General features: G+C 50.8%; 13 protein-coding genes and 15 tRNA genes. 6 read left to right on the forward strand and 22 right to left on the reverse strand.

Translation table 11 applies throughout. From position 1 onward, the window contains the following. Positions 1-38 precede the first annotated feature (38 nt). The 4 genes from H8L47_RS26870 (at position 39) to H8L47_RS26885 (ending at position 6,648) form a co-directional block, all read left to right on the forward strand. Entirely contained in the window at positions 39-1,190 is a 1,152-nt protein-coding gene (locus H8L47_RS26870; RefSeq protein ID WP_186956912.1) for a sensor histidine kinase, read from the forward strand. Positions 1,191-1,214: 24 nt separating this feature from the next. Further along, positions 1,215-1,988, forward strand: a complete 774-nt coding sequence (locus H8L47_RS26875) for a LytR/AlgR family response regulator transcription factor (RefSeq protein ID WP_186956913.1) — start codon at positions 1,215-1,217, stop codon at positions 1,986-1,988. Positions 1,989-2,215: 227 nt separating this feature from the next. Further along, the gene (locus tag H8L47_RS26880) at positions 2,216-3,406 is read left to right on the forward strand and encodes an efflux RND transporter periplasmic adaptor subunit (protein WP_186956914.1); all 1,191 of its coding nucleotides are present in this window, start codon (positions 2,216-2,218) and stop codon (positions 3,404-3,406) included. Positions 3,407-3,408: 2 nt separating this feature from the next. Further along, entirely contained in the window at positions 3,409-6,648 is a 3,240-nt protein-coding gene (locus tag H8L47_RS26885; protein WP_186956915.1) for an efflux RND transporter permease subunit, read from the forward strand. A 212-nt stretch (positions 6,649-6,860) separates the two neighbouring features. Here H8L47_RS26885 and H8L47_RS26890 read toward each other — a convergent pair whose 3' ends face one another. From H8L47_RS26890 to H8L47_RS26905, 4 genes are all read right to left on the reverse strand, one after another. After that, complete coding sequence (locus tag H8L47_RS26890) at positions 6,861-8,390, reverse strand: S41 family peptidase (RefSeq protein ID WP_186956916.1); 1,530 nt, start codon at positions 8,388-8,390, stop codon at positions 6,861-6,863. A 122-nt stretch (positions 8,391-8,512) separates the two neighbouring features. Beyond that, positions 8,513-9,523 carry an LLM class flavin-dependent oxidoreductase gene (locus H8L47_RS26895; protein ID WP_186956917.1) on the reverse strand — a complete coding sequence of 337 codons (1,011 nt, stop codon included), beginning with the start codon at positions 9,521-9,523 and terminating at the stop codon, positions 8,513-8,515. Positions 9,524-9,603: 80 nt separating this feature from the next. After that, positions 9,604-10,422, reverse strand: a complete 819-nt coding sequence (locus H8L47_RS26900; RefSeq protein ID WP_186956918.1) for a nucleotidyltransferase domain-containing protein — start codon at positions 10,420-10,422, stop codon at positions 9,604-9,606. A 366-nt stretch (positions 10,423-10,788) separates the two neighbouring features. Further along, complete coding sequence (locus H8L47_RS26905; RefSeq protein ID WP_222616703.1) at positions 10,789-10,944, reverse strand: hypothetical protein; 156 nt, start codon at positions 10,942-10,944, stop codon at positions 10,789-10,791. Positions 10,945-11,043: 99 nt separating this feature from the next. On the opposite strand from H8L47_RS26905, the gene H8L47_RS26910 reads away from it, so the two are divergent. Continuing rightward, on the forward strand, positions 11,044-11,205 hold the full coding sequence (locus H8L47_RS26910) for a hypothetical protein (RefSeq protein ID WP_186956920.1): 162 nt from the start codon (positions 11,044-11,046) through the stop codon (positions 11,203-11,205). Positions 11,206-11,242: 37 nt separating this feature from the next. Here H8L47_RS26910 and H8L47_RS26915 read toward each other — a convergent pair whose 3' ends face one another. The 18 genes from H8L47_RS26915 to H8L47_RS27000 all read right to left on the reverse strand — a co-directional run bounded on the left by H8L47_RS26915 (position 11,243) and on the right by H8L47_RS27000 (position 16,105). Beyond that, positions 11,243-12,298, reverse strand: coding sequence for a hypothetical protein (locus H8L47_RS26915; protein WP_186956921.1), 1,056 nt, complete (start codon positions 12,296-12,298; stop codon positions 11,243-11,245). A gap of 7 nt (positions 12,299-12,305) precedes the next feature. After that, the gene (locus H8L47_RS26920) at positions 12,306-13,334 is read right to left on the reverse strand and encodes an RNA ligase (ATP) (RefSeq protein WP_186956922.1); all 1,029 of its coding nucleotides are present in this window, start codon (positions 13,332-13,334) and stop codon (positions 12,306-12,308) included. Between the two features lie 86 nt (positions 13,335-13,420). Next, a tRNA-Met gene (locus H8L47_RS26925) sits at positions 13,421-13,496 on the reverse strand. 74 nt (positions 13,497-13,570) lie between these two features. Continuing rightward, positions 13,571-13,723 (reverse strand) — tRNA-Arg (locus tag H8L47_RS26930). A gap of 9 nt (positions 13,724-13,732) precedes the next feature. Then, a tRNA-Ser gene (locus H8L47_RS26935) sits at positions 13,733-13,819 on the reverse strand. A 4-nt stretch (positions 13,820-13,823) separates the two neighbouring features. Continuing rightward, positions 13,824-13,900: transfer RNA gene (locus tag H8L47_RS26940), tRNA-Thr, on the reverse strand. A gap of 8 nt (positions 13,901-13,908) precedes the next feature. After that, positions 13,909-13,983: transfer RNA gene (locus tag H8L47_RS26945), tRNA-Asp, on the reverse strand. Between the two features lie 7 nt (positions 13,984-13,990). Beyond that, a tRNA-Ser gene (locus tag H8L47_RS26950) sits at positions 13,991-14,079 on the reverse strand. Positions 14,080-14,157: 78 nt separating this feature from the next. Next, positions 14,158-14,233: transfer RNA gene (locus H8L47_RS26955), tRNA-Arg, on the reverse strand. 9 nt (positions 14,234-14,242) lie between these two features. Next, positions 14,243-14,318, reverse strand: a tRNA-Trp gene (locus tag H8L47_RS26960). A gap of 41 nt (positions 14,319-14,359) precedes the next feature. Beyond that, positions 14,360-14,436 (reverse strand) — tRNA-Ile (locus H8L47_RS26965). Between the two features lie 10 nt (positions 14,437-14,446). Further along, a tRNA-Ile gene (locus H8L47_RS26970) sits at positions 14,447-14,521 on the reverse strand. A gap of 4 nt (positions 14,522-14,525) precedes the next feature. Then, positions 14,526-14,601 (reverse strand) — tRNA-Asn (locus H8L47_RS26975). Between the two features lie 50 nt (positions 14,602-14,651). After that, positions 14,652-14,725: transfer RNA gene (locus H8L47_RS26980), tRNA-Lys, on the reverse strand. Between the two features lie 77 nt (positions 14,726-14,802). Beyond that, positions 14,803-14,878: transfer RNA gene (locus H8L47_RS26985), tRNA-Ala, on the reverse strand. Positions 14,879-15,018: 140 nt separating this feature from the next. After that, positions 15,019-15,103: transfer RNA gene (locus H8L47_RS26990), tRNA-Tyr, on the reverse strand. 304 nt (positions 15,104-15,407) lie between these two features. Next, positions 15,408-15,481 (reverse strand) — tRNA-Gly (locus tag H8L47_RS26995). Between the two features lie 291 nt (positions 15,482-15,772). Further along, the gene (locus tag H8L47_RS27000; RefSeq protein WP_186956923.1) at positions 15,773-16,105 is read right to left on the reverse strand and encodes a hypothetical protein; all 333 of its coding nucleotides are present in this window, start codon (positions 16,103-16,105) and stop codon (positions 15,773-15,775) included. A gap of 674 nt (positions 16,106-16,779) precedes the next feature. On the opposite strand from H8L47_RS27000, the gene H8L47_RS27005 reads away from it, so the two are divergent. Then, the gene (locus tag H8L47_RS27005; RefSeq protein ID WP_186956924.1) at positions 16,780-18,933 is read left to right on the forward strand and encodes a carbohydrate-binding module family 20 domain-containing protein; all 2,154 of its coding nucleotides are present in this window, start codon (positions 16,780-16,782) and stop codon (positions 18,931-18,933) included. The last annotated feature ends 55 nt before the right edge of the window (positions 18,934-18,988 follow it).

The raw sequence follows: 18,988 nt of genomic DNA on the forward strand, positions 1-18,988 counted from the left end.
CAAAATTTTCAGGCCTGTGGCGCTGATATACTGCATTCATGGATACCACCAGCATGCATCTACCTGTCAAACCACCCTCAGCGCCAGGCTCCTGGCGGGCGGCTATCAAGGTATTGCTGTTGAATGTGTTTATCTGGACCACGCTCAGCCTGATCGGTGCATTGACTTCCCTCAATGATGATTTGCGAAAAGGAGTCCAGGGAGATTTCTGGCTGATTTTCTTAAGCTGGGGACGTTCAGCAATTGCTCTGGCCTTGCTCAGCTATATCCTGATGTATTGTTTGACGCGCTGGCCCTGGTTTTTCAGTAGTGCAAGGCATATTGCCCTTGGCTATGTCTTGCTCTTGTTCATCGTCTTGCCTGGGCAATTACTGTATGTAGGTAAGCTGTTCACCCTGGATGGTCCGCACGATGTGAACTGGGGGAAAATTGAAGCAGAGCTGCAAGTCTTCGACAAGTTGGCAGCCTTGCTGCGCTTGTCTTCCATCAGTGCCGTGTATTTCGCCGTGGTTGCCATCAAGACCTGGCAGCAAAGCCAGGAGCGGGGCCGTGCCTGGGCGCTGGAAAGGGCAGATGCCCTGGCCTTGCGGCTGGAGCTGGAGCAGCAAAAATCCCTGGCCTTGCGGGCACAGCTGGAACCCCATTTCATGTTCAATGCCCTCAATGCCATCAGCGCCCTGGTGATTTCAGATAATAAGGATGTCGCCCTGAATGGCATCCATGGCTTGAGCGAACTCTTGCGCTATGCCCTGGCGGCGGGGGACAAAAACTGGGTCAGGTTTTCTGAGGAGATGGCCTTTGTGCAGGATTATCTGGCCCTGCAACGCCTGCGTTATGGCGAGCGCCTGCATGTTGCCATCGAGGGAGTGGATGAACAGGTGCTGGCTTGTGATTGCCCACCCTTGCTATTGCAACCTCTCATAGAAAATGCCTTGCGCCATGATCTGGATTGCCACGAAGACGCCAGTGATATCCTGTGTCGTTTTGATTGCCAGTCCCAGAGCTTGCTGATACGAATCAGCAACCCTATTCATGGCGAGGCGGCTGCCAACCCCGGAGTCGGCCTGGGTTTGCGTAATACCCAGGCGCGCTTGCAATTGGCGTATGGAGATGCTGCCTCCTTGCAGACGGTGACCAGTGCTGGGCGCTTTGTTGTAACGATCAACATGCCAGTGCACAGACCAGCATGATAGCGTCAGAATGAAAGGGAATACATGACTGCCGCTATACGCAGCATCATCGTTGATGATGAAGAGCATGCCTGCATTACCTTGCGCTATGCGCTCAGCAAGTTTCCCGAATGGAGTGTGGTCGCCGAGTTGAAAAATGCCGCCACTGCCCGTGAATATCTGGCGCAACATACAGTTGATGTGGTGTTTCTCGATATACAGATGCCCAAAGAGTCAGGTCTGGAACTGGCCCGCAGCCTCCTGAATCACGACAAGCCGCCACTGATTATCTTTGTCACAGCCTACAATGCCCATGCCATTGATGCCTTTGACTTGCATGCACTGGATTACCTGCTCAAGCCCTTCAGCAGCGACAGATTTGCCAAAACCCTGTCCAGAGCCACAGAAATGCTGAGCCTGATCCGGCCCCCGGCGTATGGTCAGGCGATGGCGGCATGTCTGGCGACGGGTCTGCGTCCTGCTTACCTGCAACAAGTGATAGTCAGATCAGTTGGCGAGATGGAAAGTATTATGCTCTCTGAAGTCAATTGGGTGGGGGCAGCAGGCAATTATGTAGAGCTGCATCTGGACAAACGGGTGGTGTTGCACAGAGTAGCCATCAGCAAGCTGGAGGAATATCTCGATCCCCGTCAATTTATCCGCGTTCACCGGGGCTTCATCGTCAGGGCAGACCAGCCCGCCCATTTGCAGGCACTGGGAAATGGCGGCTATCAACTAAGACTGCGTAGTGGTGCCGAAGTGCCTGTCAGCAAGAATTATGTCGATGCAGTCCGCCAGTTATTGCTGGGCCCTGGCTGAATCCATGTCACGCTCGTGCAAAAAATTTCCTGCACTGGCCTGAACTAAGCACCGTTATCTGGGTCTGAATTCCCGTAATACAAGCAGTCGGTTTGCATTTCAAGCCGCCAAATCCGCATTTCATCCATAAAAAAGTGCACTTCAAAACCTGGGCGATTGAACTGGACAAGACTACAGGGAATACTCTCTCATCCAATTTCCCCATATTGATAGCGACAGGGACCATTATGTTACGTAAAACTTTACTTGTTCTTGCCATTGCTTCTGCCCTGGCAGCTTGCAGCAAAGACAAAGCCACAGAAAAAGCCAGCGCCAGCGCAAGTTCCAGCGCCAGTGCAGTAGCAGACAAGGGCGATGCCAAAGACAAGAAAGACAAAGCTCCTGTCAAGCTGGTGATCGCGCCTGAAGATGTGATGACGGTACAAAGCAATGCCCTGGCGTCCGGCCCTGTCGTGACTGGCTCAATACAGCCAGAACGCAAGGCAGATTTGCGTGCCGAGGTGGGGGCAGTGGTTTTGCAGGTATTGAAAGAAAATGGCGATGTTGTCAAACGTGGCGATATCCTGGTCAAGCTGGATGAAACTTCTATCCGCGACAACCTCAATTCGGCGGAAGACAATGCCCGTAACGCTGCCATGGCGCTGGATCAGTCTGACCGCGCCCTGCAACGCCTGAAAACCCTGCGTGCTTCAGGCATGACATCCTTGCAGGCACTGGACGATGCTGAAGTGCGCCGCAACAGTGCCCAAAGTGAATTGTCCGCTTCCAGAGCACGCGCCGTGGTGGCACGCCAACAGCTGCAACGCACCGTCGTGCGCGCACCATTTGATGGCGTCGTCAGCGAACGCAAGGTGTCTGCGGGTGATACTGCTGGCATAGGCAAAGAATTGGTCAAGGTCATCGATCCGACCAGCATGCGCTTTGCCGGTCGCGTATCTACTGACAAGATCGCCATGGTCAAAGTTGGTCAGCCTGTGGGCTTCCGTATCAACGGTTATGCCGGGCAAGAATTCCGTGGCAAGGTTACCAGGGTTGATCCGGCCGCCAATGATGTTACCCGCCAGGTGGAAGTGCTGGTGGCTTTTGCAGACAGCAATCAGCCGCGGGTATCCGGCCTGTATGCCGAGGGTAATATAGAAGCAGCGACTGTCAGTGCCCTGATGTTGCCTGAAGCGGCGGTCATCAAATCCGGAGACAAGTCCTATGCCTGGAAAGTCGCCGGCAAGACCCTGAGCAAGGTTGATCTGCAAATCGGCAAACGTGACCAGCGTACCGGCAATTATGAAATCCGCAGCGGCCTGGCCGCAGGCGATGTCGTCATGCGCAGCCCCAGTTCCAGTTTCAAGGATGGTCAGAACATAGAATTGGCTACCGCCAAAGTCGCAGTGGCTGACGCGACTAAAGCGCAAGGGAAATAATCATGTTCTTATCTGACTTCAGTATCAAAAAGCCGACTGCAACCATCGTTTTGATCGTCGCACTGATGGCTTTGGGTTTGCTGGCACTCAGCAAACTGCGCGTTAACCAAAACCCTGACGTCGAAGTACCTGGCCTGTCGGTGATCATTACTTACCCTGGTGCTTCGCCAGACACGGTAGAACGTGAAGTCATCAACCGCCTGGAAAAATCACTGCAAGCGGTAGCTGGTGTCGAAGAAGTCTGGGCTACGGCATCAGAAAATAGTGGCCGCTTCGACATGCGTTTCAGCTTCAAGAAAAACATGATCGAGGCTTCAGATGAAGTCCGTAATGTCATCTCTGGCCTGCGCTATAAAATGCCGACAGAAATGCGTGAGCCCATGATACGCCGCTGGGACCCGGGTGCGCAGCCTATCGTTAACATGGCCCTGTCATCCAACAAGCAGACTCATGCTGAGATTTCCCGTCTGGCAGAAGATAGCCTGGCTGATAAATTGCGCAGCATCAGCGGTGTGGCGACGGTAGAAGTGACGGGTTCTCTGAAGCGTGAATTGTCTGTGCTTTTGCGTGCAGAAAAACTGCGTGAATTCAATGTCTCGGTTGGTGAAGTGGTGAATGCCTTGCGCAACCAGAACACCAATGCCCCGGTAGGCAAGATACGCGGCAATCTGGATGAAGAAAGCATACGCCTGGTGGGTCGCATAGAAACACCAGAAGAATTTCAGGCCATCGTAATCAAACGTACCGGTGACCAGATCGTGCGTCTGTCACAGGTGGCAACCATAGAAGACAGTTTTGCTGATGTCAATGGTCTCAGCATACGCAGTGGCAAACCAAATGTCGGTATCTTCGTCACCCGTGCCCGTGATGCCAGTACCGTCAGTGTTGCCAAGGCTGTGCGTGACAAGGTCAAGGAAATCAATACAGAGCTGGAAAAAAACCTGCCCGGCACCAAGCTGGAAATCACCCGTGATGGTGGTGAAGATGCCCAGCGCAGTTTGAACAACGTCATAGAATCCCTGGTGCTAGGCGCTGGTCTGACTATTTTCGTAGTATATGCCTTCCTGAATTCCTGGCGCTCGACGCTGATCACGGCACTGAGTTTGCCAACTTCGGTGATCGCTGCTTTCATTGCAGTCTGGTTGTGTGGCTTCACGCTCAACTTCATGACCTTGCTGGGCCTGTCGCTGGCGATAGGCGTGCTGATTGATGATGCGATTGTGGTGCGTGAAAATATCGTGCGCCACATGCAAAAGGGTTCTGACCGACGCACTGCCGCGCTCGAAGGCACGGCAGAAATTGGCATGGCCGTGGCCGCAACGACCTTCTCCATCATCGCAGTATTTATTCCTGTCGCCTTCATGCCTGGCATGCCGGGTGAATGGTTCCGTCCGTTTGCGCTGACCGTGGCTTGTTCTGTGCTGGTCAGCCTGGGTATCTCGTTCACGCTTGATCCTATGCTGTCGGCTTACTGGGGAGATCCTGCAGATCATCATACTGCGCCCAAGAAAGGTATCAGCAAAGTGCTGGCACGTTTCAATGACTGGTTTGATCATCAGTCTGACCGTTACGGCAATCTGATTGCCTGGGCTTTGCATCACCGCCGTTCCATGGGTGCAATTGCCCTGGTGAGCCTGGTAGCTGCATTGGGTGTGCAAATCAAATGGGGTGGCACCAGCTTCTTGCCTGCTGCTGACTCAGGCAACCTGATGATCACTGTGCGTACACCAGCATCATCTTCGCTGGAATACGCACGCCTGAAAATGGAAAGAGCAGCAGAAATCGCCCGCACAATACCAGAAACCAAAGAAACCAATAGCAATATCACGCCTGCAGGTGGCCGTATTTATGTGGACATAGGCAAGCGCACCGAACGCAAGCGCGGTGCCAAGGAAATTGCGGTCGAATTGCGTGAAAAAGTGCGTGTCCTGGTGGGGGCGGAATATGTAGTGCTGGATGACCTCAATAATGGTGCACAAAAACCGGTACAGATAGAATTTACTGGCCCTGATTCACGCAAGCTGCTGGAAATTACCAGTGCCTACATGGATAAACTGCGTCAGGTACCAGGTGCAGTCGACGTGGGTTTGTCTGAACAAGACCCGAAAAAAGAACTGAAGATAGAACTCAATCGTGGCCTCGCCAATTCCATGGGCATCTCATCCAATGATGCCGCACAGGCCCTGCGTGTTGCCTTTGCCGGTATCGAGGTGGGTGACTGGGTAGATCCGACTGGGGAGACTCGCGATGTCGCTGTGCGTCTGCATCCGGATGACCGCGTCAGCAAGGAAAACATCGAACGCCTGCCTATCGCTGTATCCGGCACCAGCCAGATGGTACCACTCGATCAGATCGCTACCATTACCATGGGCAAAGGGCCGTCAGGTATCGAACATGCCAATGGCAAGCGCACAATTACCGTGTCTGCCAATGCCCAGGGTCGCTCCAACGGCGAAGTGATTGACGATGCCATGAAGCTGGCAAAGTCTTTTGATTATCCACCCGGCTATGGTCTGTCACTCGGTGGTTCTGGCCAGGATCAGCAAGAAGTATTTGGTGCCATGCTGATCGCCCTTTTGTCTGGCATAGGTTTGATGTATCTGATACTTGTGATACAGTTCGGCTCCTTCACGGCGCCACTGGGCGTCATGCTGTCCTTGCCACTGTCTTTGATAGGCGTGGTACTGGCTTTGCTGGCAACCGGCAGCACCCTGAATCTGATGAGCTTTATCGGCATCATCATGCTCATGGGCCTGGTTGCCAAGAATGCGATTCTCTTGCTTGACGCGGCTCGCAAACAAGAGGCCGAAGGTTACGATCGTGAAGAAGCATTGATGCATGCTGGCCGTGTGCGTCTGCGCCCTATCCTGATGACGACCTTTGCGCTGATTGCAGGCATGTTGCCAGTGGCACTGGGCCTGGGTGAGGGGGGGGAATTCTACCGCCCGCTGGCGATTGCGATTATCGGTGGCACCATCACTTCGACGATCCTGACCCTGCTGGTCGTACCGACTTTCTATGACAGCATAGAAATATCACGTGACCGCATGATGGCAAAAATGCGTATGCGCATGGAAGTACGCAATCCTCTGGTCGGTTTTTGCATGACCATGCTGGAAGCAGTATTTACCTTGCTGTTTATTCGCTTTATTTATCGCATGTTGATGAAACTTTTTGGCATCGTCACTGGTCGAAACCGTAAATCGCATGCAGCATTGAATATCAAGGCTGAAAATGCCTGAAGAATATGACGGATAAATCTGAAATTAAATAGCAAAGAATTGTAGTAGTAACGCTTCCCTCTTGCTGATAAGACCCATTGTTCTCTGGTCAGCAATTTTGACAGCCTGCGCAACGAGGTGTGCGCAGGCTTTTTTTTATGGATAATCACTAAATCTTCATTAAAAAAGCCTGCATATTTATTATGCAGGCTTTTGATGGGAGAGCCTTGAATTTACTTGCGCTTGACCAGGTCTTGCTCCACGATTTTCAGGAAATTGCTGGCCGACCAGACCAGGTCAGTTGCGGTGATGGCAGGCTGGTATACCTGTCCGGCGGCTCTCTGACGATTGACATAAACCTTGGTGGGAATTACAACGCGGGCCAGGCCCGAAGGCAAGGGCTGCATCCTGACTTCCATATAAGTTGAGTCTGCTGCACTTGGCGCGCCTATCAGCGTGGTATTGCCAAAGCGGGTGAAAACGTCCAGCGCATCCAGACAGGCGCTGGCACAGTTTCCAGCCACGATAACATATACCGGCGTTTTTAAGACTGGTGGATCAGTCGGCAGGTCAGTGATGTTTACGGCTGGTTTATCAGCCGGGGGCTTTGACTGCTGTATGTAGAAATTCTCTTTTTTTACCAGCGCAGCTTGCATATTCTCACCGTGCCGCTTTGCCCAGGCCGCCATGTCACTGCGATTTTCCTTGGCGAGTCTTTCTGCCATGTCCAGCATGTGCCTGGTGTTGTCTGGCGAAGCACGCCACCATACTTCTGTATTGGGCGAATAGGCATTTAGTTGCCGGGTAACCCTGTCTTTACCCCACAGGGCATAGGCAAATTGCTTGCTCCATGCCGATGAACCGCCCTGGTTGTGACGCAAATCGATGACGATCGCATCAGCATTCAAGGCACGTTCCCTGTGCTCTGTGATGTCTTGTGTCATGTCATCATAGATTTTTTGTTCCGCTGCATTTGGCTGGAATGTGGGCATGGCGACCCAGAGTAAATTTTTCCTGGGTTCGGTGATGCCAACGGGTAGTTTTTCTCCAACGTAGGCAGATTTCGCCCAGTTTGCCAGATTGTCATTCCTGGCCTGCCATTCGATTTTTTGCGTTGTGATTTGACCCTGATGCTTGAACTGACATGATTGAGGTGCATGGACAAACGGATTGCCGTTATCGATAAACAATTCGCCGCTATAAACCCACCAGTGACCAGCCTCGTCACTCCGGCCTTTGTAGGAAAATACATTGTCTTCTATCTTTTGCCTGACAGGTTTGCCATCACAACTGATGACTTCAGAGCCGGCCCCCGGCTTGCCATCTTCTGCGGCATACACATATAAACCATTGCCGCGCCAGGCCGTGATGAATCCAGGCCAGCGTATCGCAGGAGCCGTCGTCGCGGGAATGGAAGTTCTTACACCAGCATGGCCATCATGCAAGCTGACATTGAAGCGATCCATCACTGCAGTATAGGCTGCGGCATCCTTGACCTGGTCTGCAAGTGCAAGTGCATTATCACGCGCCAGGTCCAGGTTCTTTTTGAAGTCCGGATTGTGCTTGTCGTAGGTGCCTGGATGATTGTCCAGCGTGAGCTGATAGGCTTCGTTGATATCCTGCCTGACGGCTTTCACCCAGCCTGCTGCAGTATCTGGCAAACTCACATTGTTTGTTTGTGAATATGCACTACTGCAAAGGCCCGCTGCGGCGAAAACCGTCATCAACATCGTATATTTGAAACGGCAAGAAAGGGCTTTCATTGTCTGGTATCTCCATAAATATTTGTATAGTGATACAGACAAATGCCGAGATTAATTAGTTCGACTCACTATTTATTTTCCTGCTAATTTTTTGATGCGCGACAACCTCTATAAATGGCGAATTAAATCTTGAGTATTGGTTTTATTTTCGGGCGTGCCTGCGCAGCAATTTCATAAGAATGCAGGCGTGCAGCATGATGGTGAATCTGTGCCGTGATCATCAATTCATCGGCGCCTGTATATTCAATGAATGCCTGCATTTTTTCAGCAACAGTATCAGGCGCACCGATGGCAGAGCAAGATAGTACCTGTTCTAGCAAGGTATGTTCCTGCGGGCCGATGTTCTGCAAGAAATTGGGTACGGGCAAAGGCAATTTAGCCGGGCGGCCAATGCGCAAATTAATGAATGCCTGCTGAGCAGAACTGGCCAGATAATTAGCTTCATCATCCGTATCAGCCGCAAACACATTAAAGCCCAGCATGACATAAGGTTTAGCCAATTGCGCCGATGGGCGGAAGGTGGCACGGTAAATTTCTATTGCCTGCATCATTTGCTGGGGTGCGAAATGCGAGGCAAAGGCATACGGCAAGCCCATCGCTGCCGCCAGTTGCGCACCAAACAGGCTGGAACCCAGAATCCAGATGGGCACTTTCAAACCATGCCCGGGCACAGCACGTACCGCCTGCTGCGAATCATCGCTCAGGTAATCCATCAGTTCGGCCACATCCTGTGGGAACTCATCTGCATCGCTGGACAAGTTACGCCTCAAGGCGCGGGCAGTGCGCTGGTCTGAGCCTGGCGCGCGCCCCAGACCCAGGTCTATGCGGCCAGGGTAGAGTGATTCCAGTGTGCCAAATTGTTCAGCGATGACGAGCGGTGAATGATTCGGCAGCATAATGCCGCCAGCCCCCACGCGTATGCTTTTAGTGCCACCAGCAATATGGCCTATCAGTACAGATGTGGCAGCACTGGCAATGCCAGGCATGCCGTGGTGTTCTGCCAGCCAATAACGCTGGTAACCCCAGCTTTCACCATGCTGGGCCAGGCTGAGAGAATTGCGGAAAGATTGCGCAGCATCACTGCCTTCGGCAATCGGTGACAGATCGAGTATGGATAAGGGATAAGAAGACATAAGCCTGCAATTTCAAATTTGAAAAACCCATTATGGTTGAAATCGCGTTTTTCTGTTTGCAGGCCCAAATGCCGTGTTTGTTAAGCAGTTTTTTTCATGACAGTATCAAGCAATAGCCTGTCCAGTACCGAGAAATCCATATCTCCCGTGCTATTAGTCCGGACACCATCCAGCCTTTGCAATTGGCTTTCGATGAAGCTGTTGATGACAGGCATGGGGACTGATAATTCAGATTCCTTGGCGCGGCGCTTGATGACGAGTAATTCGGCGATGGATGCCAGCAAGTCCTTATTTTCTATGGTCGCATCGACCATATCCTGAAAGCGCATGGGCACAGGACCCAGGTCTTGCTCTATCCACAAACAAGCCAGCAAGGGGCGCAATACATACAGGTATTTTTTCAGCTTGACCATCTCACCTTGCAAGTGCTCGCGATAGTTTTTGCTGGCCATGTGCAGGTAATGGTAGTAAGCGCGCTCCGGCCTGTGCACTTCGCGTGACGCTGCCTGCAAGGCTTGCAGGAATACCGGATCAGCAGCATACACTACTGGTGAAGACAGCCACTCTATCAAGGTCGCATTGCCATTGCGCAGCAAGCCCAGAGCCTTGCGCACATCCCAGCCGCTGACATCATAGATTTCATTGACAGGCAATTCGATGACATCGCGACCAGGGAAGACAGTCAGATACCAATCGAGTTTGTTGGCATAGATAAAACGTACATCGTAATCACTGTCAGGCGAAGCAAAGCCCCAGCCACGGCTGCCTGATTCGCAGGCGAACAAGACTTTGACATCGTGCATCTGCTCTATGCGCTGTAAAGTCGCATTGATCTCTGCGCGTATGACAGGATCTATCGGATGTTCTTGCTCTTCCAGTGGCAGGGTAGTCGTGTTCATGATGATCTTTGATAATGGTTTTGCATAAAATGATACCTGTTTTCAGTCTGACAATTTGTAAGGAAATGCAATTCGTATTGTCGGCTCAGGATTTCAAGACTAGTCTGATTTTCCCGTGCCGTATGCCAAGAGTAAAACCATGCAACCACATTCCTTGCCAAAACTGCCTGCTTTTCCCCGTCAACATTGGCTGGAACACTGATATAACGGCTGTTTCTGTTGATCCTGCCTCTGACGACCTGGTTGCCAGCAAAGGATTAAGTACAGGTTTGCATCCTGACTTTGGCGCCGGCTTGTATGACGGCGCACCGATAGGCATCCCCTATGTTGTCGTCGCAGGCAGCCAACCCAAGGTCAAGTGGCAAATCAGGCTGAACCAGTGCCGATACCGCAGGCTAACCCATCTTCACCTGCCTGGTAAGTTATGAAGAAGCTGCCAGCAGTGGCATACGTCATGCCTTCTGTTTTACGGTCAGCCGCATACGCCGCGCCTATGTGCCACCAGCGGTACACTGGCATCATCGAAAACCATTAATACTATGCCACCCATGGGCATTTGCGTGAGCCTGAAAGTCAGTTACCAGCAAATTTTCTAATGAAAGCAAAGCCATTCTTCAAGCCATGAAAACCTATGGCATGCTAGTGGCCGACAATGGCTCCAACTGGTACATCAGCGGCGCACCCGATGCACGCTGGAATAACGATAAACTGGTGTCAGAACTGGGCAGTGTCAAAGGCAGCAGTTTTGAAGTGATCCGTATGGATGGGCTGGTGACACCTTAGTTATGCAAGCGGCTTCTTTGTAGCTTATTTGAGAAGTTCATGATGACGTGAGTACCGCCGCTTCCTTTAAGAATCTGGCTTTGACAGCGTCAGAGTCAGCTTCAAGAAAGAAGTTTTCAAAGCTGGCTTCATCAGCAAATGAATGACGCACTTGCGCCATTAATTCACCTAGCCGTTTTCCTGACAGGCCGGTAATTTCTGCCGCAAGCTCACCATTGAATTGCTGCTTCAATCGTTTCTTTCGGGCGTATTTTTGCAGCGCCTGTACATAAGCCAGCCTGAAATCAGGAAAGAGCATGAAAGTCGTTTCCAGAAAATTCTCTTTTTGTGCATCACGCGCAGCCGTGCCAGCTTCTGCCCAGGGATAGGCTGGCAATGTGATTTCTTTCTGCTCATCCAGCCACAACAAAAAGGCATTGTAAGTCGTCCGCTTGGCATCGCGTATCCTGGCCTTGTGATTGCGGTTATCCAGCAGGTAGATCTCGCGATTCACATAGGGTGAAGACACGACATAGCGAAATATATCTTGCAGGTTTCTGAATTGCCCATTCACGCGCATGTTCTCATACAGCAGGGCATCATAGCCCAGCAGCTTCAGTGCCTCACTAAAATCCGTGGTGATGCACAATTCAGCAATCAAATGACCTTTGTCATCCGGTGCACGCAATGGATACAGCAAGCCCAGATGTCCAAACTTGGCACCAAATTTATGCGCGATGCGGCCTATCAGATTACCAAAATCATTGTAGCCAAAATAGCGTGAAGCAAAATCAAATGAGCCAGATTCTGTCCTGATCAGGTCAAGCTGGAACACGCCTTCTGCTACCGCCAGGCCTATGCTGGTGACATCGCCATTCAAGACGATTTCGGTCGCCTGCAATGCTGTAGAAAATTGTGCTGCATCGTAGTCATCACCAGCTTCGATCAGGATATCGAGATCACCAAAGTCTGCCTTGTCAGCATAAGCGATGATTGCCTCGATACGGCGTTGTGGAAAATTCCGCTGCAATATAGCGACGGCTTCATGTTCCACTTCGCGATAGCGTGCAGCAGGCAAACGAACTGACTCAGCTTTTAATGCATTACCACCCATGATCTTCCTACCTGTCTCCGTGTTTCAGCAAATATGTGTTTGAAATCGCCTTGAACGACATGCTGCCATCCAGACGTTTGAAGACTACGCCTTCCCTAGCCGTAGCTGGGTTCAATGAACCGCCCTCAGCATAGTCAAGTACTTTGGCGACTTCACCGCCAAATCTTTCCAGCGTCATGTTTTCCAGCCAGGGTACTTCATTCACAGTAGCCCCCAGGGCGCGTAGTCCGGCCAGTACCTCCTGACGTTCTGTCCTGCCCAGATATCTACTGGCATCAATATCAAAAATATCGAACAGGTAAAAGTCCTGACCGCGCATCCTTTCAGGGTTACCCTGTATGCCTTCACCGATAATCTCACCTTGCATTGCAAGGTTGCGGCCATAGGCAAGCAGCGCAGTCAGTATTTGATTTTGCTTTGCCACGCGCCACAGGCTATTGGCTTCAGATTCCCTGATCCACCAGTTCCTGCCGCAAACACCTGATACGCCGGCATTGTGAAAGACCGTCATGCTGGAGCCATCGAGTTTGATGGTGACTTCAAATTCTTCCTGTGCCTGTTCAATCAGGATTTCAGTCAGATTTTGTATACGTTCCTGATCAGTTTTGCGTATGTATTCCGGGAAAGCGCCTTCCACTTCACCAGACAGTGAAGCAGGAATGACTGGCTCCCATTTTTCTATGCCCAGCATTTCACTGAAATCCATATCTTTGGCATTGCTGTGTTCAGTCAGTTCCGGGAAACTTTTCAGCGGCAGTATCATGCCCTGTGAAACCTGACCACGCAGTTTAATGGTGCGCAGCCTTATTCCGGTTTTTTCATTCCAGATGATTTTGTTTTTTTCAAGAAAAGCAAAGCGTGCATCGCTCAAAGGCAAAAAGGAATCGATCTCAAAATAGACACAGGCATCGCCAACCTGGAATTCATTTTTCTTGACGACTACAGACCAGCCATCCATGCTGGCGCATTCTATGGCATCTGCATCAGGGATAGGCCTGATGCTGCTGACGGTTCTGATAGTGACTAATTTTCTCATGGGGATTCCTTTTTATTTTTATGTATTTTTGAATGACGGCAATTGTAAGCGAATGGAATTAAGTGGGGGATGAAAACTGGAAATAGTGGTCGAGATTGCTGGATTTGAACCAGCGACCGCTCGCATATGAAGCGAATGCTCTGCCAACTGAGCTAAATCTCGCATGGTCAAGGGATGGGGAAATGACCGCCACGAATCGGCAAGGCCGAAACGGGTCTGTGTGTGGCGATCAAAAATGGTGCGTCAGGTGGGACAAGTGGACTGAAACAGTGAAAGCGAAAGTGAAGGACGTGCGCCCGGCAGGCACTTAGCTTTTCACTGTTGCAGTCCACTATACACGCAACAGTCGGTGTAGAAGACCGGGGCTCTATCCTTTGAGCTACTGACACGAATTGATGTGGATGAAGCGGTGAGATTCGAACTCACGGACCCTTGCGAGCCTACTGTTTTCAAGACAGTTGCATTACCACTCTGCCACGCTTCCATGACTGGTGCCGGCTGCAGGACTCGAACCCGCGACCCACTGATTACAAATCAGTTGCTCTACCAAACTGAGCTAAGCCGGCAAAAAAACTGGCGCCCCATAGCGGAATCGAACCGCTGGCAACCCGCTAGACAGGCGGGGACTCTACCATTGAGTTAATGAGGCAAAAAACTGGCGGAAGATGTGCGACTCGAACGCACATAGGCTCGTGAAAACCCGCCGGGTTAGCAACCCGGTGCAATACCATTATGCGAATCTTCCTTTTAAAAAATACCGCGCACGTGTGTGTACACATCCCACTGGTGAGGTAGTGAGGATCACATGATCACACGGTAAAACTGGACCCGCCTGCAGGGGTCGAACCTGCGGCCTCAACATTCGTATTGTTGCGCTCTTCCAACTGAGCTAAGGCGAGAGAAAATTATGGCATCCCAGGCAGGACTTGAACCTGCAACCTTCGGTTTTGGAGACCGCGACTCTGCCAATTGAGCTACTGAGATAACGGTTATGCATTTCATTCTGATGAAATGCATAAAAAAACTGGTACTTGCAGATGGAATTGAACCACCAGCCTCTGCCTTATCAAGGCAACGCTCTGACCAATTGAGCTATGCAAGTAAAGATAAAATGGTGCCCCTTGCTGGTTTCGAACCAGCGACCCACCGGTTATGAGCCGGTTGCTCTCCCACTGAGCTAAAGGGACAAAATGGCTCCTCGACCTGGATTCGAACCAGGGACATGCGCATTAACAGTACGCCGCTCTGCCGACTGAGCTATCGGGGAATTCTTAAAAATATCGGTTAAAACGACTGCGCTTTAATCGGTATTCTTACTGGTCGGGATAGAGAGAATTGAACTCTCGCCGTTCGGTTAAAAGCCGAATGCTCTACCTTTGAGCTACATCCCGCGTGATGGTGAAGTGTGGCATCTGACGATGCCTGGTCTTTCGCTTCATGATTTACTCCTGTGATGAAAATGAGAAAATGGTGGAGGTGGCCGGAATCGAACCGACGACATACTGCATGCAAAGCAGGCGCTCTCCCAACTGAGCTACACCCCCGTAATAGGTGAAAAGATTGCGTATGGACTGAAAATGCCACGCTATTTACTGCGAACAAAATGGTGCGTCCCCGTGGTAACGATCCACGCTCTCCGATTTTTCAAAACGGCGCTTTCACCTGGTTAGCTTGAGACACAAAATGGTGGATGGTGATGGAATTGAACCACCTATGTCTGGCATGCTTGCGGGTTACAGCCGCACCCCTTACCGTTCGGGCAACCATCCGTAAAACTGTTGATACTGGAGTCTCTGAGCGGAATCGAACCGCCATTAGCTGATAGAAAGTCAGCTGTCCTAACCTAAGTGAACTGTCACAGTGAAAAGCAGAAGTGTCTGCCATGTGCGCGCCGACCATGGCGGCGTTGCAAATACTCGCGATAGCACCGCTATCGCTGTGTTTTGCGCCTTGCCCTGGTTCGCCGGGCACATGTCCTTCACTTCCGCTTTCACTGTGACAGTCCACTGGACGACAAAGACATCATGAAAAAAACCTCGGCAAGAGTAAGTACTTGTAAAGTCACTTTCATGATGGAGCGGGAGAAGAGAATTGAACTCTTACCGTAAGCTTGGAAGGCTTCAGCTCTACCTTTGAGCTACACCCGCATATAAACGTGTTTCATCTTCAATGATGAAACGAGTTTTTGTATTCAGCCTTACCCCAAAAGCAGATGTTTTTGCCCTTGGGATAAAACTGTTGAACTTCCCAAATTGTTAAAGAGCTTCCATGATCCGGTGTTGTCCGGTCACGACCGCGTTGGCGGGTTTAACTGCTGTGGTTTGCCTTGTTGTGCTGCAAGCAAACCAAAAATCTAAAATAGAAAAGACGCCAAAAAGTTAAAAAGCCCGGAGCTTTTCAGGGCATCCGGGCTTTTCAGCGCTAGGGTCTTGGTGGCTTTATCTGCCGCCTGTGACCTTTAGGGTTTCCCCTCGAATGCTTGTGTTGCTAAACCATGTGGCCGCAAAATTAATTGGGCTGACATCATTGAACATCTCACTATCTGTATCTTTAGTTGTGCTTGTATCCGTGCGATACGAGGCTTCATAGGTATTCCACGTGCCGCCTGCTGCACTGCCAACTTTGGCAACCGACGCCAAAGCCCGCGCTGTCTTGCGCAAGTTTTGTATCAATTGTTGTGTCAAAGTTGTTTTCACGATCATTCCTAAATAGTGTGGTGTTGCTTGGTTGATGTACGTATCTTGCCACAGCTTTTTTATAAAAACAAGCATGGCGTGACGAAATTATTCAAATTTGTGATGTTTTTTTGCGACGCATGCAAATGTAGAGCTTATTGTTCTGTTTGCTCAGCAACCCTTGCTGACCCAGGCTGCACTATGAAAATCGAGCTCAAATCTCATCCTATTTATATCACCAGCCATCAATTGATATCGTGATTTTGATGTGCTCGATTGCCGCAAAAAAGTCGTGAGCAGATTTTTCGGCATCTTATTTATAGACACGGTCTGCCTGACGGCCGGATTGGTATAACTCATCCAAAACAATAGAATGTAGTCTAATTACTTAATTGGCATTGTTGTGTGTTAGTAACCGTGAATAGGCCTCATTTCCTTGAATAATAATTATGAATTAATGAAAAATCTAAGCTCCCTGTGCTGCACAACAGCATGAATATATTTATATTTTAATAGCATTTGTATTAAAACTACAGCACAATTTTTAAGCTTATCAAAAACTTATGTAGCAAATCATGAGCGATAAGGGCTGGTAAGCCTTGCAGGCATGGTGGATTTTCCACCCTGGCTTGCCATCAATGGTGCCGTCAGGCAAGACGGGCGGTGAGTTTGGGGCTGTTGAGGCAAGGCATGAATCGAGCTGCATGAAATTGGGGGCAATTCAAATCTTCAGGATTAGAGTTTGCCAAGGCAAATAGTGAGGGGACAATATGAATCAAAATACAAGCACAAAAAGTATCAAAGGCGGTATCAGGGGCGCATTACAAAGAGCATTTCTTTGTAGTGTGGCTGGCATGACGATGGTGGCGGCGAGTACGCCTGCACTGGCCTTTAATCCGCGTGACACGTCGGTGCAGATGTTTCACTGGAAGTGGACCGATATCGCAAAAGAATGTACCAATTTCCTTGGTCCGCAAGGCTATGGTGGCGTGCAGATATCACCACCCAGTTCAGCCAATCGTGGCAGTAACTGGTGGGATATCTACCAGCCTGTCGATTACACCAATCTGACCAGCAAGATGGGCACAGGTGTTGAACTGCAAGCCATGATCAATACCTGCCACGCAGCCGGTGTGCGTGTGTATGCGGATATCGTCGTCAATCACCTGGCAGCGGGCAGTGGTACTTCTACCGCAGGTGCAAACTGGGTGGCGGGCAGCAGTTACCCGCGTTTCAGTGCCGCTGATTTTCATCCGGCCTGCGATATCCAGGGCAGTGATTACAGCAATAACCGCAATGCCGTCACCCAGTGCCGACTGGTAGGCCTGCCTGATCTGGATACGGGGGCCAGCTATGTGCAGGGCCAGATCAGGAATTATTTGACCAGCCTGATAGGCATGGGCATAGATGGCTTCCGCTTTGATGCAGCCAAACATATACGCCAGAGTGATTTGCAAACCATCGTGAATGGCGTGACACATACCACCACTTCTGGCGAGCCTTTATGGATCACCCAGGAAATCATTACTGATGGCACGGTAGATCGCAATTCTTACCTGAGTATAGGCACCATCAATGAATTCAAGTATCCAACGGCGATGAAAGAAACTTTCCGCAACCTGAATGGCGCCAGCATTTCACAAATACGCAGCATCATGGGCACGCCTGGCAACTGGGGCGGAACCTGGGGCTTCTTTACTGACAGCAGCAAGGCCACCGTGTTTGTGAATAACTGGGATACAGAGCGCAATGGCGATTCCATGAATGCCAGCAACCGCAGTGGTGCCGCCAATGACACGCAAGGCAGCAAACGCTATGACCTGGCGAATATCTTCATGCTGGCCTGGCCTTATGGTGAGGCGCAAGTGCATTCCGGTTTTATCTTCACGGACACCAATGCCGACGCACCAGCCGCCAGCCCCTTTGATGCGAATGGCAATCCACTGATCAACCAGCAATGGGATTTCATCCATCGCTGGGCTGACATCGCCAATATGGTGGCTTTTCGTGCGGTGACATCGGGCCAGGGTGTCGACAACTTTATTAGCGGTAGCGCTAATCAGATTGCCTTTAACCGTGGCAGCAAAGGCTTTGTCGCCATCAATAATGAGTTCAGCGCATGGAGCCAGAGCTTCCAGACCTTGCTGCCTGCGGGCACTTACTGCAATGTCGTGCATGGTCTGGCCAATGCGGGCAAGACTGCTTGTGCGGCCGATTCGGTGGTGGTCGCTGCAAACGGCATGGCGACTCTCAGCATACCCGCGAATGGCGGCAGCACCGTACCCGCAGTGGCTTTGCACATCAACCAGAAACTCGGTGGCCCATCGAATGACACTACCGCACCATCTGTTCCGGGCGGGTTGACAGCAAATGCTGCCAGCAGTAGCAGCATCAACCTGAGCTGGAGTGCAGCAACAGACAATGCTGGTGGCAGCGGCATGAAGGGCTACAACATTGCACGCAATGGTGGCAGCCCAGTATTCAGCACCAGTACCAGTTTTGTTGACAGCGGCTTGTCACCATCCACCACGTATAGCTATATCGTTGCGGCAGTCGATAATGCCAATAATGTGTCAGCCAACAGCATTGCGGCCAGTGCGAAAACGCTGGCAGGTGCTTGTCAGGTACAGGTGAATTTCCAAGTGACCAATAACATGACCGTGGTGGGGCAAGATGTGTATCTCACCGGCAGCGGGGCAGAACTGGGTAACTGGAATACTGCAACGGCCACCAAATTGTCAGGTAGCCTATGGCCTCTGTGGACGGTGTCGCGCAATCTGAATGCCAGCACCACTTATGAATACAAGTACATTACCCAGGGCATTAAACCCCTGGCTTGGGAAGTGGGGGCAAATCGTGTGATTAATGTACCTGCCTGTGGCAGTGCACCGGTATCCATACCGGCCAGCACTTTTCGTCAGTAAGCTATTTCAGATAGCAATATCGTCCGGCAGGACAGAACATAGACCAAGGTGAATG

Origin of the sequence: Undibacterium umbellatum, assembly GCF_014284125.1 — a bacterium.
Lineage (GTDB): Bacteria > Pseudomonadota > Gammaproteobacteria > Burkholderiales > Burkholderiaceae_D > Undibacterium > Undibacterium umbellatum.